We start from the raw sequence: 23982 nt of genomic DNA, 5'->3' as shown, positions 1-23982 counted from the left end.
CGGCATTCACCCTACCGAATTGTGATGCCCTTGGTTTCGGGCATGCGCCAGCACACTGCCGCCGTGACCAGAGCCAGGACCACGAGGAGGGCCACAAAGAGGTAGTGCAGTCCGAGACTCGACAACCACGTGTTCAGGTATGGGGCACTACCGCCGAATACCGCAGCGCAGCCGCCATAGGTGATGCCGACCACTGTGGCGCGAACCCTGGTCGGGACCTGCTCGGTGAAGATTGCACCCAGCGGAGCGCAGCATACTGCCAGGAAGACCGAACCGAGCGCCATCGCGAGGAACAGTCGGATCGCCGAGTCCGCAAGGATCCACTCCAGCGGGAAAGCTGCGGCAGCGAATCCGAAGGCGAAAAGGAACACCATTCGGCGGCGGCCGATTCGGTCGGACAAGGAACCCATGACGGGGATGAGACCTAGGAAGACCGCCTGACCGAGAAGCGCCGCGAGCAGCGCATGGTTCGCGGGCACGCCGTAGACGGATGTGGCGTACGAGGGAGCGAAGATGAACCACGTGTAGAAGACCACCACGCCACTCATCGACAGCACGGCGATGTACTTGACCGCAGTGCGGTTTTCTTTGAGGATGCGCCAGGTCTCACGCATGCTCACGTTGTGCGGGGCGTCGTCCTTCTGTCCTTCGTACACATCGGATTCGGCCATCTTGAAGCGAATGATCAGTCCGTAAACGCCGAGCACCGCGCCGACGACGAACGGGATACGCCATCCGAAGGAGTTCATCTGCTCGGTCGTGAGCACTGATGTGAAAAGGAAGCCCAGTCCGGTAGCGATCATGGTGCCCAGCGCGACACCCACCCATGGGGTCGATGCCCAGAGACCGCGCTTGTCGTTCGGGGCGATCTCGGCGAGATAGGTGAACGCGGAGCCCGTCTCGCCGCCATGGGACAGCCCCTGAATCAGTCGGGCGAACAACAGGATGAGCGATGCGAGCACACCGACCTGGGCGAAGGTGGGCGCGACCGCGATGATGAGACTGCCGACTGCCGCGAGCAAAATCGCCAGCGTCAGACTGAAGCGACGGCCCTTGCGGTCCGCGATGATGCCGAAGATCCAACCGCCCAAAGGTCGCATCAGGAACCCGACTCCGAAGATCGCCAAAGTGGAGAGCATTGCGGAGAGTTCGTCCTGGGAGCTGAAGAACTGCACTGCGAAGAATGGCGCGAAGATCGCATAGACGTTCCAGTCGAACCACTCGATGGCGTTGCCGATGTTGACCGCGATCATGTCCTTTCGCCTTCGTGCCGGCGGCGATTCGGACGACGACCCCGCCGGTGAGTGGGTGAAGGCGAGAAGTTCGTCGCTCACAGTCAGGCTCCTTCGAAGCAAGTTCGAGCATCCGTGGCGTGCCGGGTCCGGACGGCGGCGCTCGAGGTGGTGTGCATCACAGTGCTTGAAGAATGTTGACGAAGGTCGCAGAACCTGGTCAAGCACAACTTTCCGTCCTGTGACGTCGGTTTTTTCGTCGTTCCCATTCCGTCCGAGGATCTCTAGCGTTGTCGTGCAGAGCACAATCGCAAAGAAGTTCACGGAGGAACGCAGAATGGCGACAGCCCAAGCGACCAGGCTGGCGGCGGACGGTATAGCAGCCCGGCCCGTGTGCTGGAGGCACGCGGCCTGGATCGACTATCAAGCAGGCCAGGTTCCGGGCAAGATTGCCATCACCGATCTGTCGAGCGGCGTCAGCCGCACCTACGGGGAGATCGCCGATCGCGTCGCCCGTCTGGCAGGTCACCTCACGGAACTCGGCGTCAACCGCGGAGATCGCGTTGCCGTGCTGAGTCACAACAACCCCAATGTCTTCGAATTGCTCTACGCGTGCGCCAACGTCGGCGCCATCCTGGTGCCGATGAACTGGCGGCTGTCCGTTCACGAATTGCGAGCGATCGCAGACGATTTCGGGCCGACGGCGGTGTTCTTCGACGAAGAGAACGAAAACGCGGTGCGTGCTTTGCTCAAGGACCGGGCAATGACGGCGGTGCGTTGGGGCGGTCAGGACGACCGATACGAGGCAGCGCTAGAGGCGTCCCAGCCCCGCGCCGCCCTGACCTCGCTCGACGAGGACGAGCCGTGGCTGATCATCTACACCTCGGGGACCACCGGATTACCGAAGGGGGCCGTCCACAGCTTCCGTTCTGTCAAGGCGAACATCGAGAACTCGGCGTTCGCGGGTCGCATCGACTCGACGTCGGTGGTGCTGTCGGTGCTACCCACCTTCCACGTCGCCGGGTTGCACCTGTACGCGAACGCGGCATTGATGCACGGGGGTTCGGTGCTTATGACCAGAAGTTTTGATGCGGAACAGACACTCCAGCTCTTCACGGACGATGAGCGGGGCGTGACGCACTTCTGTGGTGTCCCGGCGATGTTCCAGTTCATGTCGGCGCACCCCACGTTCGACGAACTCCGGATGCGCCCGGTCGTCGTCTCCGTCGGTGGATCCCCTGTCCCGGCGGCGATGATTCGCAAATGGAGCCGGTCCGGGGTCAGAATGATGCCGGTGTACGGCGCGACGGAGGCAGGCTCCACTCTGCTGACCATGCCGGCCTCCGCCGACAGTGCCGAGGGCATCGGAACCCCCGTGATGCACGCCGAGGCCAGCATCAGGACCACTGCGGGTGAGCAGGTCGCGCAGGGTGAGGTTGGCGAACTGTGGCTCCGTGGGCCGATGACGATGCTCGGCTACTGGGGTCGGCCGGACGAGACGGAGAAGGCGATTACCTCGGACGGTTGGTTCCGCACCGGAGACGCCGCGCGTCGTGACAAGAACGGCATCTACCACATAGTGGACCGCTGGAAGGACATGTACATCTCCGGCGGGGAGAACGTGTACCCCGCGGAAGTCGAAAACGCCCTCTACCAGCATCCTGACATCGTGCTCGCGTCCGTGGTCGGGATCGCCGACGAGAAATGGGGCGAGGTCGGCCACGCTTACGTTGTCTGCGCTGAAGGGTGCTCGCTTAATCCGGATGAACTGCGGGCGTGGTGCCGCGAACGACTGGCGCCCTTCAAAGTTCCTGCACAGTTCACGTTCCGGGAAGACCTGCCGCGCAACGCAACGGGGAAGATTCTCAAGAATCAGCTCAGGAACGGTGCCGCATAGTGGTGGTCCTGCTGTCGACGGTGCTTGCCGATCTCGAGACCGAGAACGCCGCACTCGACGAGGTGGTCCGCGGCATTTCTCGCCAGGAGTGGACGTCCCCTACGCCCGCGCCTGCGTGGACGATCGCGCACCAGATCGGGCATCTGACCTGGACGGATGGCATGCTCGTCGCGGCCATCCGGCGGCCGGACGAGTTCGCCGTGTCGGCCGAGCGCTTCACGGAGGACAGCGGAACGATCGATCGAGCCGCCGACGAGCTAGCTGGGCGCGCACCGGACGAGTTGCTCGAGCTGTGGCGTCGCGGACGTGCCGACGTGTGGAAAGCGCTCACGGAAGTGCCTGCGGGGGAACGAATCCCCTGGTTCGGTCCGCCAATGGGAACCATGATGGCTGCCAGTGCACGCCTGATGGAAGTGTTCGCGCACGGCCAGGACATACGCGACGTATTCGGAATCGCACCTATTTCGTCGCTCCGTCTGCGCCACATCACGCATCTGGCAGTCGCGGCGAGGACCTTCGCGTTCCGAACGCACGGGTTACCAGCGCCTGCCGAACCGTTCCGCGTTGAACTTCGCCTTGGTGAACACTTGTGGACATCCGGTCCGGAGGGCGCGAGTCAGGTCGTCATCGGTGAAGCACTGGACTTCGCTCTCCTTGCCACCCGGCGGCGGAATCGTCGTGACTGCCGCGTGGTGGCGCACGGTGAGCTAGCAGACCGTTGGCTGGATATCGTCCAGGCCTATGCGGGCGACCCCGGCCCCGGTCGTCGCGCGATCACCGCCTGAGTAGCGCGGAAGGTCCGCTTCACACCCGAACATCAATGCTGAGGCAGGGCCCGTCCCCGACACTGTTGTCGGGGACGGGCCCTGCCTCAGCGACTTCGAGGTAAAAGGATTACCGCGCGTGCACGACAGCCGTAGTGACGGAGAAGCCGGCGATCCATTCGGGGACCGGCTCGTAGAAACGGGACCTCATCGTATAGCGACCAGTGGCCGCGAGGGAGGCATACGCGGCGATCCAGGTTCGCACCTCGTGTGACGAACCGCCGCCCTCGGCGTTCATCCAGTCCACAGTCCAGTCATCAACATCGGCCAGGTTCCCGCTCTCGAAGGTGTCGAGTACCTGATTGTCCCAAGCTGGATTGATCGGAAGCATCGAGGTCGACCCGGCGGCGTAGTCACGTCCGGCCTGAATCACTCGCTCCTCGCCCTTTGCCCGCTGCTCGGGCGTCGGCACGTGGCCCTCGATGAGCGCGTCGGCAACCCGCGGAGGCGCCCCGTCGAGGGTAGGGACCGGCGGGTCATGGGACAGGCCACCGGAAGCAAGGAACAGAACTCGCTTGTCCAGCGTGGAGGCAGCCTCACCAACGGCGGTGCCGAGCGCGCGAATACGACTGACCGGGCCGAGGGGAGTGGCAACACCGTTGACGAAGATCGGCACCACCGGAACACGGTCGATACCACCGAAGAGAACTTCGAGAGGTTGCACGAAGCCGTGGTCGACGATCATCCGAGCGGAGACAGTCAGGTCGACCCCGCGATCGAGGACGCCCTGCGCTAGAGCCTTCGCCGCTACTGTGTCGACGGAGAGCGGTCCGGCTTGGGAGCCGAAGTCTCCGACGCCGTGGGCCTCGGTGGCCAGACAGAACGGGGGCATCTCCTTGTAGAAAAAGCCGTTGTAGTGGTCCGGTGCGTACAGCACGACGAGTTCAGGATCGAAGTCGCGGATGAAGGTGCGAGCGTCCTCGATTGCGGCGTCGATACGAGCGAGCATCTCGGGAGCCGGATCGTTCTTACCGATCAGAGGTGAATGTGAAAGTCCGACGAGGGCGGCGGTCATAGGTGATTTCCTCACTGCTGCTCGGGGTTTGGTTGAATGACGAGCTTGCCGGTCAGGGTTCCGTCGATCATGAGCTGGAAGCCTTTGTGAATCTCGGACAGGGGCAAGGTGCGGTCGATGACCGGGCGCAGTCCGGTGGCGTCCATCATCTTGAGCATCGCGACGAGTTCGCTGCGGGTGCAGCCGGTGGAGCCGAGAATGCGTTGCTGCAGGTAGAAGATCCGGTTGAGGTCTGCGGGTGGGTTGGCGCCACTGGTGGCGCCGGCGATGACGATGGTGCCGCCCGGACGTAGGCACTTCATCGAGTGTGCCCAAGTGGCTTCGCCGACGGTTTCGATGACGACGTCGACCCGTTCGGGCAGCCGCTCACCGGTTCCCACTGCGGCGCGGGCACCCCAGGACACGGCCTCGGCGCGCTTGTCCTCGCTGCGGCTCGTGGCATAGACGACCGCGCCCGCGGCGATGGCCAGCTTGATTGCTGCAGAGGCGACGCCACCTCCTGCGCCCTGGACCAATACTCGGTCTCCGGCGGTGATCTTGGCCTGCGTGAACAGCATTCGGTAAGCGGTGGTCCAGGCGACAGGCAGGCACGCGGCCTCGTCGAAGGAGAGCCAGTCCGGCTTCGGAACAAGGTTGCGGGTAGGGACGGTGATGTACTCGGCGAAGGCGCCGTTGTGCTGTTCGGACAGCAGCGCTCGGTTCGGGTCGAGGGTTTCGTCGCCCATTCCCGCGTCGGCGTCCGCGATCACCGGGTAGATGATTACAGGATTGCCGTCCTCGTCGTATCCGGCTGCATCGCAACCAAGGATGATCGGCAGCCGCTCGGGCGGGTGGCCGACACCGCGCAGGGTCCACAGATCGTGCATGTTCAGCGAGGACGCGACCACGCGGACGACGGACCAACCGGGCTTCGATTCGGGCTTGGGGACGTCTCCGAGGACGAGACCACTCAGTGGGTCGGTGGCACTTTGGGAGATAGCGGTTGCAGCGAGCATGACCACGATGTTGACCCGCAGCTCGCGCGACCATCGAGTAGGTGTGCCGCTGCACGGAACGCTTCCGATTGCTGTTCCATTGTAGGCAACGACTTCTGGAAACCTGTGTTTAATCCGGCTTGTGTGGTTGACATGACTTCCACCATCCGACCCGCGGCCGAGCCCGGCGCGTGCGGCGGTGCATGCGAACTGCCTCGCGGCGCCGCGACCAGGGCTCCGCGCGGGGCACTGCAGCGTCCGGCGGCTATGACCCGGAACGTCGACGTTTCCGGTCTCGTCGACGCCGAGGGCGGTTTGCTCGACCGTGCTATCTTCACCGACGAGCAGCTCTATCAGCAGGAAATGCGCCGCATTTTCGCGCCGAGCTGGTTGTTCCTCGCTCATACCGACCAGTTCCATAAGCCCGGCGATTTCTTCACCACCTACATGGGTGAGGATCCGGTCATCGTCACAATGGACAAGAGCCGCAAGATCCGCGCATACCTGAACTCGTGCCGGCACCGCGGTGCGCGGGTGTGCCGGGCAGACTTCGGCGCCACCCGAAACTTCACCTGCACCTATCACGGCTGGGCGTACGACCTCGAGGGCAAGCTGATCAGCGTCCCGAACAAGGAGGGCTACCCCGAGTCGTTCGACGTCAAGGATTGGGGACTGGTCGAGGTTCCGCACATCGAGATCTATCACGGTTTGATCTTCGGCACGTGGAACCCGGAACCGGTGTCTTTGCGGGAATCACTCGGCGATATGGCGTGGTACATGGACGCCATGCTCGACCACGACGATGAGGGCACGGTCGTCGTCGGTGGCGTGCACAAGTGGGTGCTCGAGGGGAACTGGAAACTGTCCGCGGAACAGTTCGCCACCGACTGGTACCACGTGAACATGAGTCACGCCTCGGCGCTGATGGTGCTGTCCCCGACGGGCAAGACTCCCAAAGACGAAATCGTGCACCGCACCGGTCGTCAGTACGCCGACCCGAACGGGCACGGTGCCGGTTTCCCGGTGCACCCGAAGAACCGGTTCGATGCTCGCACCGTGCACGATTGGATGAACTACGACGCCTTGCGCGAACGGCTCGGTGAGGCGCGGGTGGAAGGCCCGCTCACCAACGGCCATGCCACGGTGTTCCCGAATTTCTCCTACCTTCCGGTCAACGGCTCCATTCGCATCTGGCACCCGAAGGGACCGGACAAGATGGAGGTCTGGGCGTGGACCATCGTCGACAAATCCATGCCCGAGGAGGTCCGCGAAGCCCAGCGGCTGTACAATCTGCGCACCTTCGGGCCCAGCGGGATCTTCGAGCAGGACGACGGTGAGAACTGGAGCGAGGTCCAGGCCATCTCCCGTGGCTTCATCACCAATGGTGTCGCCCTGAACTACCAGATGGGCATGGGGTCGGAGCGCGAAGACGGCCGGCACCCGGGCAGGACCAGCGAACTTTACAGCGATGCCGCCGGGCGCGCGTTCTACGCGCGGTGGCGCGAGCTGATGAACACCCCCGCCTGGCACGAGGAGGCACGATGACCACAGGAATCCGCGTCGCGGCGCTTGACGACATCCCCGAGGGCGAGGGCATCGCTATCGACAAGTCCGTCACCGGCACGACCGACGACATCGCGCTGCTCCGTGACGACGACGGCAGCGTCTGGGCGCTCGATGACACCTGCACTCACGCGGACGCCTCCCTCGCCGAAGGATGGGTCGAGGACGGACACGTCGAGTGCCCCCTGCACTCGAGCAAGTTCTGTCTCAAAACCGGTGCAGTGGACGGGCTTCCGGCGACCAAGGATGCGTGCCCGCACCGCGTCGAGGTACGCGACGGTGAGGTCTTCCTGTTCCCGAACGAGGCGCCCTGATGGCGACCGCAGTCGACCGGATCGTGGTCGTTGGGGGCGGCATCGCAGGTGTGAGCACCGTTGGCGCCCTCCGTGCCGGTGGCTACTCCGGTGAACTATCCCTCGTGGACGCCGGTGAGTTCCCCTACGACCGGCCGCCGCTGTCCAAGGACTACCTGGCGGGGGCGAAGGACCTGAAACAGATCGCCCTGCAACCGGCACAGTGGTACGACGACAACGCGATCGACTTGCGTACCAACACTGCGGTTGTGGCGCTACGACCGGGCGAGGGAGGCGTCGAACTGACGGACGGCGCACTGCTTGATGCCGACCGCGTCGTCCTGGCCACCGGCGGGCACGCCGCCCGGCCCCCCATCCCCGGCGTCGACAGCCCGCGGGTGCATGTGCTGCGCACCAACGAGGACGCCGACCGACTCGGCGCTGCTCTGGTCGCGGGCGCCAGAGTTCTGGTCGTCGGGGCGGGCCTCATCGGCGCCGAGGTGGCGTCCACAGCCATCGACCTCGGATGCGATGTGACCCTCGTCGACCCGGTTGCCGTGCCGATCGCCGCCGCAGTCGGACATGAGGTCGCGGCGTGGCTCCACGGTCTGCACGCTGCTCGGGGCATCACCACACTCACTGCCGGAGTCGAATCCTTCACCGACACAGGTGCGCGCATCGACGCCGTCATCACCGGTGAGGTCGAACCTCGCTCCTTCGACGTCGTGATCCTCGGCGTCGGCATGGTGCCGGACACTCACCTCGCACAGGCGGCCGGCCTCGAAGTCGACCGTGGCATCGTTGTCGATCCGTGGCAGGTGACCTCGAACCCAGCTGTGCTTGCCGTCGGCGATCCCACCCGGATCCGCCGAGACGGCGTACTTGCGCCGCGAGCCGAGCACTGGGATGCCGCCCAGCACGACGGCCGCCGGGCCGCGGCGACAATCCTTGGCGTCGCCGCGCCGGATGCGACCGCACCCTGGTTCTGGACCGACCGTCACCACCGTCACGTGGAAGGTGTTGGGCACATGGTCGACGCCGACACCACTGTGATTCGGGGTGAAGTCGGTGCGGGCGCGTTCTCTGCGTTCGGACTGCGCAACGGCGTCGTTGTCGGTGCTGTCGCCGTTAACGACTCGAACGCCGTTCGTGCAGCGCGCCGGATGATCGATCGGAGTCTCAAGGTCGACCCGCATCGTCTCGCCGATACCGCCACTGACCTCCGAAAGTTGCTGCGCGGCTGAGCTGTCCGGTCACCGGCAGCAGAGCCCGTGGAAGGGATCCAACACCGTGAGTACCACCACCGAATCAACACAGCCCACCGAGCCGCTGACGGGTCGCCGCGCGGACCGCGACACCCATTTCGAAGTCGAACAGTTCTACTACCAAGAGGCCGAGCTCCTCGACGACGGACGGTTCACCGACTGGCTCGACCTGCTCGCCGACGACCTCGACTACTGGATGCCGACCCGCACCAACCGGCTGCGCCGCCAGCAGGCGTTGTCGATCGCGGCGCGCGGTGAGGCCGCGTTCTACGACGAGACCAAGGACAGTCTCGCCTGGCGGATTCGCCGCTTCGACTCCGGAATGGCATGGGCGGAGGACCCGCCGTCACGGACCCGTCACCTCGTCACCAATGTCGTCGCCCGACACGTTGACCCCACCGAGCACGCCGGGTTCACCACAAACGACCTCGTCGTGCGTTCGGCGTTTCTCGTCTACCGCAACCGACTCGAACGCGAAGAGAACATCTTCGCCGGCGGTCGCACCGACGTGCTGCGCCGCACCGCCGCGGGACTGCAGGTCGCGCGCCGCACCATCCTGCTCGACCAGAGCATTCTGCAGGCGAAAAACATCTCCACCTTCTTCTGACCACCGACAGCCGGATCGACTCGATCCACACCTAGGGGATTTTCAGTGACTACCGCGACCACCACCGAGATCGAACTTCGCCACCACAAAGTGCAGACCTCCCTCGGACAGATCGCCGTGGCCGAGGTACCCGGCGACGGCCCCGTCCTCGTGATGCTGCACGGCGGAGGCCCCGGCGCGTCTGGGGTGAGCAACTACCGCCAAAATCTCGCCGCGCTGTCGAAGCGCTTTCGGATCCTGCTGCCCGACCAGCCCGGCTTCGGTGACAGCTACCGGCCTACCGAAACCGACCTCGACGAACGGTCCATCACGCAGATTACCGTGGACGCGCTGTTTCAGGCCCTCGATGGCCTCGGGGTCGATTCGTTCCATCTTCTGGGCAACAGCCTCGGTGGCGCCGCAGCCATCGCCATGGCGCAGACGCAACGCGACCGCGTCACCGGCCTCGTGCTGATGGCGCCAGGCGGCGGTTGGTTGCCGTTCGGTCCCACCCCCACCGAGGGGCAGAAGGAGATGTTCAAGTACTTCAACGGCGGCGGGCCGAGCGAGAAGAAGATGGCCGCGTTCATCCGGACGATGGTCTTCGACCACAAGCAGTTCGGTGAGGATGTCGTGCGGGCACGGTACGAGGCGTCCCTCGACGAGAGCCACATCGCGTTCTACCACCACTACAACGCAGCCTTCGCAAAGAGGCACGGCATGGATCCGCTGTGGAAGGACCTGCACAAGATCAAGGCCCCAACCCTATTGCTGTGGGGGCGCGATGACCGCACCATCACCCTTGAGGGCGCCCAGATCATGCTCAAGCAGATCCCGAACGTGCAGATGCACGTGTTTGGCAAGTGCGGTCACTGGGTGCAGCTCGAACGAGCCGCCGAGTTCGAACGCCTGGTGGCCGACTTCCTGGGAGAGCTCGCATGAGCGGCTGGCTCGAGGGCTACTCCGCGCTGATCACCGGCGGTGGAACCGGAATCGGTCGAGCGGTCGCCGAACGTTACCTTGCCGAGGGCGCCTCGGTGACCATCCTTGGCCGCAATCTAGACCAGCTCGACAAGGTGGTCGCCAATTCGTCCGACCCGTCCCGTATGCATGCTGTGGCGGCGGATGTCCGTGACACCGAGCAACTGCACGCTGCCGTCGCCGAGAGCGTCGCCCGATTCGGCAAACTCGACACACTCGTCGCCAACGCCGGGGTCTGGGACTACCAACGTCAGCTCACCCGCTTGTCCGGGCCGGAGATCGCTGCGACCTTCGACGAGGTGTTTGCCGTCAACGTCAAGGGCTACTTCCTCGCCGCGGAAGCGGCGTGGCGGGAACTGGTCAAGACCCGCGGCAGCATCGTGATGACCCTGTCGAACGCCTCGTTCTACGTCAACGGCGGCGGACCGGTCTACACGGCAAGCAAGCACGCCTGCCTCGGATTGATGCGTGAGCTCGCGTACGAGCTCGCACCGAAGGTGCGGGTCAACGGTGTCGCCTGCGGTGGCATGAACACCGACCTGCGCGGGCCCGAGTCGCTGTCGATGAAGGAGCGGTCCATCTCGGCGTCATTCGCCAAGCGCGGCCCGGACGCCCCGCCCCCGCCGATTCCGCTGCACGATTCGAGCACCGATCCGAAGGACTTCACCGGACCGTACGTTCTGCTCGCCTCTCGCGAACAGAGTGGGCCGATCACCGGAGAGGCGATCTCCATCGACGGCGGTATGGGCGTGCGCGGGTTCAGCTCCGATGCCGGCGGCGACCACCTCTGAGACTGGAAAGGCCTGTCATGATATTCGGACATCCCGCCAACTCGGGCTTCGCCGTCGACGTGAACCCCGCTGCTGCCCTGCAGCGCAACGCCGGCTGGAACGGTGACGCGGTGGCCCTGCGGTACCCGGGCACGGACCTGACCTACGCCGACCTCGAGGACCGGACCGGGCGACTCGCCGAGGTTCTCGTCAACGGCGGGGTCGGGCCAGGTGACCGTGTGGCGTATGTGGGACTGAACAGCCCCGCGTTCCTGACTACCCTGCTCGCCACCTTGCGGATCGGTGCGGTGTTTGTACCGGTGAACTTCCGCCTCGCCGGACCTGAACTGCAGACCGTGCTCGACCGCAGCGGCTCGGTCGCTCTGGTCGCCGAACCCGGACACCAAGCGGTGGTCGACGCCGTTCGGGATGCGGTCGAGGTCAAGCGGTTTCTCCTCGTCGACGACGACCCCGCGGTGCCGGTCACCGGCGACACCGGTAAATGGGAGCCGTGGTCCGAGCTCCTCACCGCATCGGCGCCGACCGACCGGATCGTGCCCGGCCGGTTCGACGACCCCGCCATCTTGATGTTCACCTCCGGCACCACCGGCGCCCCCAAAGGCGTCATCCTGACCTACGGGAATATCTGGTGGAACTCGATCAACGTCGACACCCGACTCGACGCCCGCCGCGGCGACGTCACCTATGCATCCGCGCCGCTGTTCCACGTCGGGGCGCTCAACAGCTTCGTCGTCCGGACCATCGTCCGGGGCGGCACGGTGGTACTTCGGCGGACATTCGACCCGGTCGAGCTCCTTTCCGACCTTGTCCAGTACGAGGTCAACTCGATGTTCGTGGTGCCGGCCATGCTTGCAGCACTGAGCCGGGTTCCCGGGGTATTCGACGCGGACCTATCGCATCTGCGGTCCGTCGTTGTCGCCGGTGCTCCGGTGCCGCCGTCACTGATCCGCGAGTACGCCGACCACGGTATCTGGCTGCAGCAGGCATGGGGACTGACCGAGACCGCGCCGTTCGCCACACACCTGCCCGTCGAACGCACGCTCGACAAGCTCGGCTCCGCTGGCATCCCCATGCCCTACACCCAGGTTCGGGTGGTCGACGCGGCCACGAATACTCCCGTCGAACCGGGTGTCAGCGGTGAGATCGTGGTGCGTGGACCGAATGTCACCCCCGGCTACTGGGAGAACCCGGAAGCAACCGACTCGGCGTTCGACGAGGAGGGTTGGTTCCACTCTGGTGATATCGGCTACCTGGACGAGGACGGCTATCTGTTCATCGTCGACCGACTCAAGGACATGGTGATCAGCGGTGGGGAGAACGTTTACCCCGCCGAGGTCGAACGCGTCCTGTCGAATATGCCTGGTATCGGTGATGTTGCTGTTGTCGGTGTACCGGATGAGAAGTGGGGCGAGGTCGTTGTCGCCGTCGTCTCGCTCGACAGTGACACTGCGATCACCCTCGACGATGTGCGCGAGTTCTCCGCCACCCAGCTTGCCAGGTACAAGCTCCCACAGCGGCTGCAGATCATCGATCGCGTGCCGCGCAATGCCTCAGGCAAGCTCGAGAAGATGACGATCCGCTCGATTCTGAAAGCAGGAGAACAATGAACACATCGTTCGAGCGACCTCGCTTCCAGCAGCCATGGTCGAGTGATGTCCTTTCGTGGTCCGACACCGGAGGTAGAGCCATCTTGTGCCGCGACGGTGAACGAGCAGCGACGATCCAGCTGGCGCGGTGCGTAACCGGACGGCTGCGCCGTGCCTATCCTGTCGCTGCACATGACGTCGAAGTCCGGGTAGCGGACGTAACCAACTCCGAGGGTCTCACCGCAGTGCTCCAAGCGGTGGTTCCCGCAGTGCAACAAGCAGATCCCCAGTGCCGCAAAGTCGTGTTCGCGGTCGAACGCAGTGGATCCGGCCATGAACCCCTGGGTACTGTTGCCGCGCTCGCAGCCGCCGAAAAGGCCGGGTTCCGCTATGTCGTCGATGTCGACATCGCCGACGCCGAGTTGAGTTTGCTTGTCGCGGAGCCAGAGTGGGTCACTGCGGTGGACATGGATCTCGACCACGTGCCGGGAACCTGACGGCACACGACGGGAATCAGCCGGCGAGGGCGTGGAGGTACAGTGCTGGTGACGACTGTCTGCGTCCGCTTGGCACGACCCGCGCTGCAGCGCTGGCCACTTGACGCAGCGTTGCAGCGTGGGACCGTATGTCGAGGCGCCCGGTAGGTCCGGACACTGACAGCGCTGCGACCGCGCGTCCGGAGGAGCCGATGATGGGAACGGCCACACAGCTAAGTCCACGCTGGACCTGCCCGTTCTCCACCGCGATTCCCAGTCGCCTGATCGACGCGAGTTCGGAAGCTAGTACCATCGGTTCAGTAATCGTGTCATCGGTGTATCGCCGCAGTGTGCCGGCCAGCGCTGCATCGGTCGCGTCTGGGTCGTATGCGAGCATCGCCTTGCCGACCGCGGTGCAGTGCGCAGGAATACGGTGCCCGATACGTGCAGGAGAGGCCAGTTGACGATGTCCGTACAGCTTGGCCAGGTACACAACATCCGTGCCATAGAGCCCAGCGAGGTGGACGGTCTCCTGCGTCGCGGCGTACAGATCGGCTAGAAACGGAATCAGCAGGTCTCGCAGTTCTTCCTGGCCAGGGGCATACACGGTCCGGCCGAGCTCGTGCAGCCGGGTGCCGAGCCGGTAATTGGTGCCTACCCGTTCGATCACGCCGTTACGTTCCAGCATGGCCAGTACCCGGTGTGCGGTGGACTTGCTCAAGTCTGCGCGACGCGCGAGTTCGCTGACCCCGACACCGGTGAGACCTTCGTCGCCAAAGCACGCCAGAAGGCTGACGGCCTTGTCGACGGCGGCCCGGTCGTCACGCCCTGCTGCTGCGGTCATCGTCATGTCCGGCCACCTCGATAGGTCATTGTCCACGCAAAGGTCGCGCCCAACGACTACTTCAGTGGACGAAGTGTAACTTTTACGTGACAATCATTACGGCGAAGGATGTCGTCCGTCAAGATGGACGATGGCAACTTATAAGTGACGGTGGGGATGTCTGACAGCAATCAACTGGTGGCTCGTAACGTGCGTCGTTATCGGCAGGAGCGTGGTCTGACGCTCGCCGAACTCGCCCGCCGTTCCGGACTCTCGAAGCAGACCTTGTCGAAAGTGGAACAAGGTGTCGGCAATCCCACCGTAGAAACACTCGCGCTGCTGGGAGCGGCACTCGACATGCCCGCGCGGCGTCTACTCACCGAGTGGGGGTCCCCTGTCTTCGTCCAGCGTCACCACGAGGACGTGTGGACGACAGCGGAGGGCCGGTTCGAGCGGCTTTTCGACGAAGTGTACGGATCCGGTTACGTGCGCAACAACCTGTTGCGGCTCACCAAAGGTGCGACATTCTCAGGGCCCGATGCAGGCGAGCCGCCAGGCACCCTCCATCACGTGTACCTCATCGCCGGTCGGTTGCGAATCGGGCCGGTCACCGATCCGGTGACGCTCGATGTGGGAGACTTCGTGCGCTTTCCCGGTGACGTCCCCTACGTCTACGAATGCTTGAGTGACGAGGTCACTGCGCATGTTGTAACAACCCTCCCTCAACTGCGTCAATTCGGCCCGAATAGCACTCAGTAACGCAAACTGTCCGGACGGGCGTAACCCATCCGGACAGACAAAGGTCGACCCGAGATGTCAACTGTTGGCGACGAGGTCGTCCGAACCTTCCCGTGCGTGGCTGGCGCCCCGGGCCGGGCGGATCAGCGTTTCCTGGTGGAGCTGGCCAGCGGGGGTGGAGACGGTGATCGGATCGATGAGGTACCACGCGATGTTGTCAGTATCGCCGTGGTTGTCAAGGCGGAACAGCTAATTCGCCGTCAGGGGAGCGGTGTCTGCACGGAGAGCGGAGCCGAGCTGGAACATGAGTGAGACGCCGGTGTAGCCATCCTGAGACTCGAACTTTCCGCGAGAGTCGCCAACACAGCGAGCAACTGAGCGGCCCGTATGCCGACCACTACGTCGCAAAACCGTGCTGCTCACGACTACAAGAATGGCTGCAGCACAGAGTCACTGGAAGAATCGTGCGGACAACAAAGCGACGGCACCCGAGAAGTACGCCGCCCATAGCGAGGTCAGGGCGAACCCCGCTGTACCTGCCAGCAACACGCGGCGACGCCTGTACGCATCCACAACCGGGCCGAAAACGAGTTGGCCGATGCCTATCGCGAACAGGAACACCGTCAACGTCAATTGGGCGGTGGATGCGGGAACCGAGAATTCTGCTGCGCTGTCGGGCAGTGACGACAGGTATATATCGGGGCCCGAAGGCCCCAACACCGTCACGAGGGCAGCGCTACCGCGAAGCCCGACTCCTGTGCAAGTCGTGGTCGAGCGTTCCGAACAGCGGCACGGACGTGAGTTCGATCACTCGGTCGAAAGTAGCATCGGGCGTGCACTGATTTCCGAGTGAATTTGACGAGAGGGCAAAACTCGAATGACGAATTACATCCTTGTCCATGGAGGTTGCCATGGAGGCTGGTGTTGGGACGCTTTGAAGCCGATTCTGGAGTCGGCGGGGCACAATGTTCTCACAGTTGATTTACCTGGCCGTGAGGACCCCCACGCCGATGTCACCCTCGCCGAGTGGGTTCGAACTTTGGGTGACACAGTCGATTCTGTAAAGGAGTCCGCCCACGGCAAACCTGTCATCGTCGCTCACAGCATGGGCGGGCTCACTACGTCCCAATTCGCCGAAGACTTTCCGGACGATATCGCACAGGTAATTTTCGTCGGTGCAGTGGTGCCTTCCGACGGACAATCAGGTCTGGAGGCTCTACATCAGGCTGGCGCGACGAGTCGCTTGCTCGCACCGGGGGGACTCGTTACGTCCGAGGACGGAAAAACAGTAACCGTGCCGCCTGATGCGGCAACGGCGGCGTTCTACAACCGCTGCGATCCGACGGACGTGGCTTGCGCAATCGATCGTCTTGTGCCGGAACACATCGCGCCTCTGGCCACGTCATTGAGATTAGGCGCAGGATTTCACTCTGTCCCCAAGCGGTGGATTGCAGGAACAGACGACCAGGCCGTGCCTCTTTCATTGCAGCGAGAATTCGCTCACCGGGCGAACGCGCCTATCACCGAGATGGATTCCGATCATTCGCCTTTCATCAGCGATCCGGCGGCCTTGGCTGCGCTCCTGACAGAAGCGTGACAGCAACGGCGTCGATCGACTGCGAGCACATTCGACAAGGAAGCGCGATCCATTCGAGGATCACCTCTACATGACGAACAGAAAGAGAAGACGGTGACTATCGACGCAGCAAACATCGTTCTGGTGCATGGAGCATGGCACGGAGGCTGGTCCTGGGAAGATCTTCCTCAACAGTTGAGGCAGCGCGGAGCGACCGTCACGGTTGTGGACTCCCTGCCGTCGACGACCGGGGATCCCTCCCTGGGCCTGACTGCGGATGCGGACTTTTTGAGAGACCTTGTCTCCGAGCAAGATCAGTTAGTGACCTTGGTCGGTCACTCATATGGCGGGATGGTTCTTTCGGAACTCGCAGGACACGACTCCGTCGCGGCAGCGGTGTATATTGCTGGGTTCCTTCCTCAAAAAGGTCAGGCGGTTCTGGACTTGGTAGGTGGAACGTTGCCCGACTGGATCGACGTGCAGGACGAGGGCGCATTCTGCGTCGTTGAGAACTCGCGAGCCCGCGAGCTCATGGCGAGCGGTTTGGCGTCTACAGCTGACGCGGAGGAACATGTCCGTCGAATGGTTCCACATGCAGTTGCTGCATTTACAACCCCCAGCTCGACAGCAGGCTGGGGCGAAACACCCGTGTCTTATCTACTGACCCTGGACGACCTGGTCATTCCCGCGGATCTACAGCGTGCGATGGCGGATCATGCCGGCGCCCGAATCGAAGAAATTGGTGCGGCTCACCTTCCGATGCATGAAGCGCCGACGAAGGTCGTCGATTTCATCGCTGCCAGCGCCCGCTGAACAACGGCAAGGGACCCGATCCAAGCGGCACCCGGCGGGATACAACCCGTTCCGCCGGGTGCCGCTTCTCGTTTCGTCAAACTGATGCCCGCCGTTTCGCTGCGACTGGACAACCTGACTTGCACAAGTTGAGGAGGATTTCCGGGTTCTCCGAGCATTTCCGCTGGTAGCGGGATCGCGGGTTGTCGATTTGGGGCACTAAACGGTCGGTAGGATCTGGCAGATGGCGGCGTACATTCGCAAGGTTCGGACCGCGTCGGGGGCGACGGCGGTGCAGATCGCGGTCAAGCAGGGTGGTCGCCGGACGATTGTCGAGCATGTCGGCTCGGCCCACACCGACAGCGAATTGGCCGCGTTGATGCAGCTCGCCCGCGGCAAGCTCCACGCCGGCCAGGAAGAACTCGACCTGGGACTGGATGTGCCCGGCAACTCCGGGAAGGGACCGTCGCTGATCACCGCGAAGCGCTCGCGCTGGCTGATCGAGGCGATCGAGACCGCCTGGCACCGGCTCGGGTTCGACGTCCTCGACGACGAGGCTTTCTTCCAGCTGGTACTTGCCCGGATCGTGGAGCCGACGTCGATGAGCGACACGGCCAGGGTGGTCGGCGAGATCGGTCTGGCCCCGCTTCACCGCAACACCTACGCCAATGCATTGAAACGTTGTGCCACAAGTGATTACCGGGATCGGGTCGCGACGCGATGTTTCGAGCATGCCGCGGCGACCGGGGGTCTGTCCCTGGTGCTCTACGACGTGACCGTGCGCCGTGAGGCGCTTGCTGTTCGAGCGGAGGTGAGAGACCTTTGCCTTGCGCCTGGCCGTAGCCAGGAGTCTATGAAGCTGGGGGCAGCCTGACCGGGGAGACGCCCGGGAGGGTGGGAGCAGCCCTGACAAAGCCGTGTCGCGTCAGCACCGCTGGATGGCGTGGGCGCGGCGAGCGATGCCGAAGAGGTATACGCGAGGAACCGGTGTCATCACCTGTCTTGACGTATAACCGCCTCTAACCCTGCGGATCTGGGGCGGGTGCGGTGAGCTGTCTGCCGGAGTGACGGGCAGACAGACCGTCCGGGGGACGAGTTACTTTCCCGGGCGGGGCCGGCGGCGAATGACTACGGAGTAGTCGCCGGTGGGTGCCGCAGGCAGATAGCCGGGTGCCTCCTTCGGTGAGCGAACAGCGAGTGAACACGGGAAGGTTCTCGGATCTGCCACGACCGTGGTGCAGCCGGTGCTGCGGGGTGGCTGGGTGCGTCGTCCACCGACCGATCCGGGAGCTGGCGGAGCCGCCGTAGTACTGCGAGTCCGGGAGAGCCGGACACATCGGGAAGGGCGGCAGCGACAATGGATAGGAGGTACTGCGATGGCGCAAGACGCGTCGGTGAACTCCGGCGCCGGGCCTCGGGCGGATATCGCCCGGGATCGGGTAGCGCGGACGCAGATCAAGTATCACCGGTGGGCCAAGACCGACCGCAGTGCGCGGTTCGGGGACTTGTTCAACCTCGTGTCCCACCCGGACTATCTTCGGATGGCCTGGTCGGTGGTGGCACGCAACAAAGGGGCTCGCACTGCTGGGATCGACGGTGTGACAGTGCACCGGATCGAACAGCGCGGCGAGGTCCAGGCGTTCTTGTCCGGGATCGCCGCAAGCATCGAGGACGGCACGTATCGGCCCGCGCCGGTGCGGCGGGTGCTCATCCCCAAACCGGGCGGCGAGTCCCGCCCGTTGGGGATCCCGACCGTGACCGACCGGGTCGTGCAACAGTCGTTGAAGATGGTGCTGGAACCGATCTTCGAGGCCGACTTTCTGCCGGTCTCATACGGTTTCCGGCCGAAGCGGCGGGCCCACGATGCGGTCGCCGAGATCCATTACTACGCCCAACGCGGGTACCGGTGGGTGCTGGATGCGGACATCGAAGGATGTTTCGACCACATCGATCACCGGGCATTGCTCGCACGGGTGCGGGCACGGATCGCGGACAAGAAGACCGTCGCATTGGTGCGGGCGTTCCTCAAGGCCGGGGTGCTTGACGAGCTCGGCCGCCAGGACAGTACCGATGCGGGAACGCCGCAGGGCGGGATCATTTCGCCGCTGCTGGCCAACATCGCGTTGTCCGCTCTGGACGAGGCGATCATGGCTCCGTGGCAACCAGGAGGCGAGCAGGCCACGCAGTGGGCTCGTCGCAAACGGATGCGTAACGGAATGGGCAACTGGCGGATCGTGCGCTACGCGGACGATTTCGTCATCATGACCAACGGCAGCAGAGATGACGTACTCGCCTTGAAGGAACAAGTCACCGAGGTGCTCGGCGGGATCGGACTCCGATTGTCCGAGACCAAAACCCGCATCACGCACCTCGAGCATGGGATCGACTTCCTCGGCTTCCACCTCCAGTGGAGACAACGCCGGGGAGGCGGAAAGTGGTATTGCATGACCTTCATCGCCGACAAGGCGTTCCGGTCGATCAAGCAGACCATCCGCCAGTTGACCCCACGCCGGTCTCCTCGGCCCCTGACAGCGGTGATCGGCGAGGTCAACGCGGCACTGCGTGGCTGGACATACTATTTCCGCCATGCGCTGGCCGGGCGACGGTTTTCCTTCCTCCGGTATTTCACCTGGCGAAGGTTCGTGGCCTGGCAGCGCGAGCAGCGTCGCTGGAACTGGTCCAAGGTCAGACGATGGCTCCGCCGTCCCGACGGCAGTTGGAGACCCATCGCGACCTCGGATGCGGTCCTGTTCGATCCCACGCGAGTGCGGATCGAGCGCTACTGGTACCGCGGGACGAAGATCCCCAGTCCCTACGACCCGGTCATGGCTGCCTGACCGGCATCATCGTCGTGGAGAGCCCGTTGCGTTGAAAGGCGCACGGCGGGTTCGGCGGGAGGCCCGGGGAAACGGAGCAGCAGCAATGCCGCCACCGCGCCCCGGGTCCACCCAACACCCTGTATTTCGAGGCGGAGAAGGAGGACGATCTCCGCAAGGTCGGGTACTCGAAGGAACGAAGGGTCGACCCGCAGATCGTCGTCGGCCTGCTCGTGGACCGAACCGGTTTCCCACTGGAGATCGGCTGCTTCGAAGGCAACAAGGCTTCAAACCCACACCATCGTCCCGATGATCCGGCAGTTCCAGGCCCGACATGACATCGCCGGGGTCGAAATGGTCGTCGCCGCCGACGCCGGCATGCTTTCCGCCGGTAACCTCGCAGATCTCGACGCCGCCGGTCTGAAGTTCATCGTCGGGTCTCGGGTCACCAAGGCCCCGGCGGATCTGGCCAACCATTTTCATTGGAATGGAGACGTTTTCGTCGATGGGCAGATCATCGACACCGTCACACCCCGCCACGCCCGCAGCGTGGTCAACACCGTGAACAGACGCGCGGAACCGATCTGGGGAGCCGGTTCGGCATCCCACCTCGTGGCGGGCGGTCTGGCAGTACTCGAAACGCCGTGCTGTCTGTTGCGCACCGGGTCTGTTGGAGGGTCTCATCACACGGAAGGATGAGATCCATGGGAGCACCGAGGAAGTATCCGGAGGAGCTGAAGGAACGAGCGACGCGGCTGGCGATCGAGGCACGCCGCGATCCAGGATCGAGAACAGGAGCGATCAAGCGGATCGCCGAGCAGTTGGGCATCCATCCCGAGGCCCTGCGCACCTGGGTTCGTCAGGCCGAGATCGACGGTGGTGTCCGCCCCGGCACCACGACGGACGAGGCGAAACGGATCGCCGAACTCGAACGCGAGAACCGAGAACTGCGCCGTGCCAACGAGATCCTGAAGACGGCGTCGGCGTTTTTCGCGGCAGCGGAGCTCGACCGCAAACTCAAGTGATCGTCGACTACATCGACGCCCACAAGGCCGGTCACGGGGTCGAGCCGATCTAATGAAATCGGTAGCCGTGCCTGCCCGGACTTCTCGAGCCGATCCGAGCCCGCAGCTCTTATGCGGCAGACCGTGAGCCGGACCCGGCGCGGCTCCCACCCTTTGCCTGAGGTGAGGTGCAGGGTGGGATATCGGACCGCTGGTCGGTGAGCACTTCGTCGATCAGGACACCACAGTCCTGGCGGGCAGCGCGTGAGGCCGATCGGTCGGTGGAAGGTTAGCGAGACGGCCGATGCGATGGTGGCCCCAGAGGCCTGCTCATTAGAGCGCCGACGAACCTTCCCGGTTCGACAAGGGGACGGGCAGCCGACCTGGCTGTGCGCCTCGAAAAAGGGAAGGAGAAGATTCCAAATGGACGAACTGTGGTGTGGAATCGATTGGGCAGAAGAACATCACGATATAGCGGTGATCGACGACCGTGGCGCCGTGCTGGTCACAGAACGCATCAGCGACGACATCGCCGGCGTCGGCCGACTGACCGAGCTGATCCTGGACCACCGGCCGGAAGGCCTGAACGGACTGCCGATCGCCATCGAAACAACACAGGGTCTGCTCGTGGCGGCGCTGCGATCCGCCGGAGCCGACGTGTACGCGATCAACCCGTTGTCGGTGTCCCGGTATCGGGATCGCTATTCACCGAGCAGAGCGAAGAGCGACACCGCCGACGCACTCGTGCTTGCCAACATCTTGCGCACCGACTGCGACAATCACCGACGGTTACCGCGTGACAGCGACCAAGCCCAGGCCATCAAAGTTCTCGCCCGCGCACACCAGGACGCCATCTGGGATCGGCAGCAGATCGCCAGCAAGGCGCGCTCCCTGCTGCGGCAGTACTTTCCCGCATTTCTGGCCACCTTCGACGACCTGACCACGATGGGCGCTCGGACGGTACTTCGCTTGGCGCCGACTCCGGCAGCGGCCGCCATGCTGCGTCCGTCGACGGTGGCCGCCGCCTTACGCCGCGGAGGACGCAAACGCGGCGTCGATATCGAGGCCCGCAGGATTGTCGCCGGACTTCGCAGTCCGCATCTGCGCCAACCACCATCGGTGGAGGACGCGATGGGTCGACAAGCACAGGCATACGCGAGGGCGCTCGCGACAGCAGCCGACAACGTCGATTCCCTCGAAGTGGCGCTGACGACTGAGTTCACCGAGCATCCCGACGCGCCGATCCTGACGAGCTTTCCAGGGCTCGGCACGATCCTTGGTGCCCGAATCCTGGGCGAAATGGGCGACGATCGTGAGCGTTTCACGACCGCACGCGGGCTGAAAGCCTATGCCGGCACCGCGCCGGTGACTCGGGCCAGTGGAACGAAGACGACGGTGAGATTTCGCCTCGTGCGGAACAAGCGACTGAACCATGCCGCCTACCTGTGGGCATTGCCGCTGATCCTGCACTCCACCGAGGCCCGAGCCCACTACGATCGGCGCCGCAACAAAGGCGACACCCATACCGCAGCGTCCCGTAACCTGGCCAATCGTTTCCTCGGCATGCTCCACCACTGCTTGGACACACGGCAGCTCTACGACGCCACCGCAGCGTTCGCGCACCCCCACCAAGAGCTCGCTACGACGACCGTTCCTTGACCGATTGGCCACATGCGATGTCTGCAGAGTCCTCACTCGGACCGGTGTGCAGATCGCCCCGTCGACGTACTACGCAGCAAAGACCCGTCCACCCTCAGCGCGGGCGGTCCGCGACGCGGAACTGATCGAAGAAATCCACCGGGTCCACGCCGAGAACTACGCCGTCTACGGTGCCCGCAAGGTCCATGCGGAGCTGCAGCGGCAGGGTGTCCGGGTGGCCCGGTGCACCGTCGAGCGCCTGATGCGCGCCGAAGGGTTACGCGGCATCGCCCGGTCGAAGAACCCCCGGACCACGATCGCCGCAGCGGACACCGACAAGCCTGCTGACCTGGTCAACCGCGGATTCACCGCCTCAGCACCGGACCAGCTGTGGGTCGCCGATATAACTTATGTCCGCACGTTCGCCGGATGGACGTATGCCGCGTTCGTCATCGACGTCTTCTCACGCCGCATCGTGGGATGGCAGTTGTCGACGAGTCTGCGCACCGATCTCGCACTCGATGCATTGGAGATGGGCATCTGGACCCGCGAGCATGCAGGTCAGGGCCTGTCGCAGTTGATACATCACTCCGACCGCGGAGCTCAATATCGAGCTATCCGCTACACCCAGCGCCTTGCCGAGGCCGGCGCGGTCGCTTCGGTGGGCAGCCGCGGCGAGCCGGCGACAATGCCGCGATGGAATCGTTCTTTGCGCTGCTCCAGAAGAACGTCCTCGACCGGCAGAGATGGGCCACACGCGAGCAGTTGCGCATCGCGATCGTGACTTGGATCGAGCGGACCTATCACCGCCGGCGACGTCAGCTCCGGCTCGGCAGATTGACGCCTGTCGAGTTCGAGACCATCATGACCACACCAGCCACACAGGCTGCGTGACCGAATCTGTCACCGGATCGTGCAGCAGTTCCTAGGCCCGAGCGCGTAACGAATCGCCGAGCCTGGCACAGCAAATCCCATCATCCCTAGGAAATGCATCAGCCAGATACACACCCCTCCGATCGTCATAGCGGCTATCAAACGCCATCGGCCACGACCTGTGTTGCTCCTCGCCGCGTTGCGAGCACAAATCAATCCAAGGAACGCTCCACCGAAAG

The 23982-nt window shown here is 64.0% G+C and carries 24 protein-coding genes, 2 pseudogenes and 1 other annotated feature; of the genes and pseudogenes, 20 read left to right on the top strand and 6 right to left on the bottom strand.

From position 1 onward, the window contains the following. Positions 1 to 11: 11 nt before the first annotated feature. Complete coding sequence (locus tag AC6CID_RS07705) at positions 12 to 1253, bottom strand: MFS transporter (protein ID WP_498353789.1); 1242 nt, start codon at positions 1251 to 1253, stop codon at positions 12 to 14. A 316-nt stretch (positions 1254 to 1569) separates the two neighbouring features. Between AC6CID_RS07705 and AC6CID_RS07700 the strand changes: the two genes are divergently transcribed. Both AC6CID_RS07700 and AC6CID_RS07695 read left to right on the top strand, forming a co-directional pair. Then, a complete protein-coding gene (locus AC6CID_RS07700) occupies positions 1570 to 3129 on the top strand; it encodes an AMP-binding protein (RefSeq protein ID WP_498353788.1) in 1560 nt (519 codons plus the stop codon). Further along, positions 3129 to 3914, top strand: coding sequence for a TIGR03084 family metal-binding protein (locus tag AC6CID_RS07695; RefSeq protein WP_498353787.1), 786 nt, complete (start codon positions 3129 to 3131; stop codon positions 3912 to 3914). The genes AC6CID_RS07700 and AC6CID_RS07695 overlap by 1 nt, the downstream gene beginning before the upstream one ends. Before the next feature lie 109 nt (positions 3915 to 4023). Here AC6CID_RS07695 and AC6CID_RS07690 read toward each other — a convergent pair whose 3' ends face one another. Both AC6CID_RS07690 and AC6CID_RS07685 read right to left on the bottom strand, forming a co-directional pair. Beyond that, positions 4024 to 4968: a 3-carboxyethylcatechol 2,3-dioxygenase gene (locus AC6CID_RS07690; RefSeq protein WP_498353786.1), complete on the bottom strand. Its 945-nt coding sequence runs from the start codon at positions 4966 to 4968 to the stop codon at positions 4024 to 4026. An 11-nt stretch (positions 4969 to 4979) separates the two neighbouring features. Beyond that, positions 4980 to 5963 (bottom strand): zinc-binding dehydrogenase, encoded by a 984-nt coding sequence (locus AC6CID_RS07685; RefSeq protein ID WP_498353785.1) that lies wholly within the window; start codon positions 5961 to 5963, stop codon positions 4980 to 4982. A gap of 351 nt (positions 5964 to 6314) precedes the next feature. Between AC6CID_RS07685 and AC6CID_RS07680 the strand changes: the two genes are divergently transcribed. The 8 genes from AC6CID_RS07680 to AC6CID_RS07645 are packed head-to-tail and all read left to right on the top strand — an operon-like array spanning position 6315 to position 13504. After that, the gene (locus AC6CID_RS07680) at positions 6315 to 7487 is read left to right on the top strand and encodes an aromatic ring-hydroxylating dioxygenase subunit alpha (RefSeq protein ID WP_498353844.1); all 1173 of its coding nucleotides are present in this window, start codon (positions 6315 to 6317) and stop codon (positions 7485 to 7487) included. After that, a complete protein-coding gene (locus AC6CID_RS07675) occupies positions 7484 to 7819 on the top strand; it encodes a non-heme iron oxygenase ferredoxin subunit (protein ID WP_498353784.1) in 336 nt (111 codons plus the stop codon). The genes AC6CID_RS07680 and AC6CID_RS07675 overlap by 4 nt, the downstream gene beginning before the upstream one ends. Beyond that, positions 7819 to 9042 carry an NAD(P)/FAD-dependent oxidoreductase gene (locus AC6CID_RS07670; protein ID WP_498353783.1) on the top strand — a complete coding sequence of 408 codons (1224 nt, stop codon included), beginning with the start codon at positions 7819 to 7821 and terminating at the stop codon, positions 9040 to 9042. Before AC6CID_RS07675 ends, AC6CID_RS07670 begins: the two co-directional genes overlap by 1 nt. A 46-nt stretch (positions 9043 to 9088) precedes the next feature. After that, entirely contained in the window at positions 9089 to 9670 is a 582-nt protein-coding gene (locus AC6CID_RS07665; protein WP_498353782.1) for a 3-phenylpropionate/cinnamic acid dioxygenase subunit beta, read from the top strand. 45 nt (positions 9671 to 9715) lie between these two features. After that, positions 9716 to 10591, top strand: coding sequence for an alpha/beta fold hydrolase (locus AC6CID_RS07660; RefSeq protein ID WP_498353781.1), 876 nt, complete (start codon positions 9716 to 9718; stop codon positions 10589 to 10591). Then, positions 10588 to 11421, top strand: coding sequence for an SDR family NAD(P)-dependent oxidoreductase (locus AC6CID_RS07655; protein ID WP_498353780.1), 834 nt, complete (start codon positions 10588 to 10590; stop codon positions 11419 to 11421). Before AC6CID_RS07660 ends, AC6CID_RS07655 begins: the two co-directional genes overlap by 4 nt. A gap of 17 nt (positions 11422 to 11438) precedes the next feature. Then, positions 11439 to 13028, top strand: coding sequence for an acyl-CoA synthetase (locus AC6CID_RS07650; protein WP_498353779.1), 1590 nt, complete (start codon positions 11439 to 11441; stop codon positions 13026 to 13028). Next, positions 13025 to 13504: a hypothetical protein gene (locus tag AC6CID_RS07645; protein ID WP_498353778.1), complete on the top strand. Its 480-nt coding sequence runs from the start codon at positions 13025 to 13027 to the stop codon at positions 13502 to 13504. The genes AC6CID_RS07650 and AC6CID_RS07645 overlap by 4 nt, the downstream gene beginning before the upstream one ends. A 16-nt stretch (positions 13505 to 13520) precedes the next feature. Here the strand turns inward: AC6CID_RS07645 and AC6CID_RS07640 are convergent, their stop codons facing one another. Continuing rightward, positions 13521 to 14333, bottom strand: coding sequence for an IclR family transcriptional regulator (locus tag AC6CID_RS07640; protein ID WP_498353777.1), 813 nt, complete (start codon positions 14331 to 14333; stop codon positions 13521 to 13523). A gap of 150 nt (positions 14334 to 14483) precedes the next feature. On the opposite strand from AC6CID_RS07640, the gene AC6CID_RS07635 reads away from it, so the two are divergent. Further along, positions 14484 to 15065 (top strand): helix-turn-helix domain-containing protein, encoded by a 582-nt coding sequence (locus tag AC6CID_RS07635; protein WP_498353776.1) that lies wholly within the window; start codon positions 14484 to 14486, stop codon positions 15063 to 15065. A gap of 429 nt (positions 15066 to 15494) precedes the next feature. On the opposite strand, the gene AC6CID_RS07630 is transcribed toward AC6CID_RS07635, so the two are convergent. After that, complete coding sequence (locus tag AC6CID_RS07630) at positions 15495 to 15770, bottom strand: MFS transporter (protein WP_498353775.1); 276 nt, start codon at positions 15768 to 15770, stop codon at positions 15495 to 15497. 151 nt (positions 15771 to 15921) lie between these two features. Here AC6CID_RS07630 and AC6CID_RS07625 point away from each other — a divergent pair, with 151 nt between their 5' ends. The 9 genes and pseudogenes from AC6CID_RS07625 (at position 15922) to AC6CID_RS07585 (ending at position 23764) form a co-directional block, all read left to right on the top strand. Further along, positions 15922 to 16641, top strand: a complete 720-nt coding sequence (locus AC6CID_RS07625; RefSeq protein WP_498353774.1) for an alpha/beta fold hydrolase — start codon at positions 15922 to 15924, stop codon at positions 16639 to 16641. A gap of 93 nt (positions 16642 to 16734) precedes the next feature. After that, complete coding sequence (locus tag AC6CID_RS07620; RefSeq protein WP_498353773.1) at positions 16735 to 17433, top strand: alpha/beta fold hydrolase; 699 nt, start codon at positions 16735 to 16737, stop codon at positions 17431 to 17433. A 223-nt stretch (positions 17434 to 17656) separates the two neighbouring features. Then, positions 17657 to 18262 (top strand): annotated as a pseudogene (locus tag AC6CID_RS07615) (IS1634 family transposase); the annotation flags it as partial. Between the two features lie 526 nt (positions 18263 to 18788). Continuing rightward, the gene (gene ltrA, locus AC6CID_RS07610) at positions 18789 to 20249 is read left to right on the top strand and encodes a group II intron reverse transcriptase/maturase (RefSeq protein WP_498353772.1); all 1461 of its coding nucleotides are present in this window, start codon (positions 18789 to 18791) and stop codon (positions 20247 to 20249) included. Positions 20250 to 20365: 116 nt separating this feature from the next. Then, a pseudogene (locus AC6CID_RS07605) lies at positions 20366 to 20877 on the top strand (IS1634 family transposase); the annotation flags it as partial. Between the two features lie 55 nt (positions 20878 to 20932). After that, entirely contained in the window at positions 20933 to 21253 is a 321-nt protein-coding gene (locus AC6CID_RS07600; RefSeq protein ID WP_498353771.1) for a transposase, read from the top strand. Next, positions 21211 to 21326, top strand: a sequence feature (AL1L pseudoknot). (Overlaps the previous gene by 43 nt.) A gap of 329 nt (positions 21327 to 21655) precedes the next feature. Then, positions 21656 to 22891, top strand: coding sequence for an IS110 family RNA-guided transposase (locus AC6CID_RS07595; RefSeq protein ID WP_498353770.1), 1236 nt, complete (start codon positions 21656 to 21658; stop codon positions 22889 to 22891). 4 nt (positions 22892 to 22895) lie between these two features. Continuing rightward, the gene (locus AC6CID_RS07590; protein WP_498353769.1) at positions 22896 to 23654 is read left to right on the top strand and encodes an IS3 family transposase; all 759 of its coding nucleotides are present in this window, start codon (positions 22896 to 22898) and stop codon (positions 23652 to 23654) included. Further along, a complete protein-coding gene (locus tag AC6CID_RS07585) occupies positions 23567 to 23764 on the top strand; it encodes an IS3 family transposase (protein ID WP_082921096.1) in 198 nt (65 codons plus the stop codon). The genes AC6CID_RS07590 and AC6CID_RS07585 overlap by 88 nt, the downstream gene beginning before the upstream one ends. Before the next feature lie 9 nt (positions 23765 to 23773). Here the strand turns inward: AC6CID_RS07585 and AC6CID_RS07580 are convergent, their stop codons facing one another. Next, the gene (locus tag AC6CID_RS07580; RefSeq protein ID WP_498353843.1) at positions 23774 to 23893 is read right to left on the bottom strand and encodes an MHYT domain-containing protein; all 120 of its coding nucleotides are present in this window, start codon (positions 23891 to 23893) and stop codon (positions 23774 to 23776) included. Positions 23894 to 23982 lie beyond the last annotated feature (89 nt).

It is taken from the genome of Rhodococcus sp. GQ147, from assembly GCF_059759155.1.
This window is presented reverse-complemented; position numbering and strand designations above follow the sequence as displayed.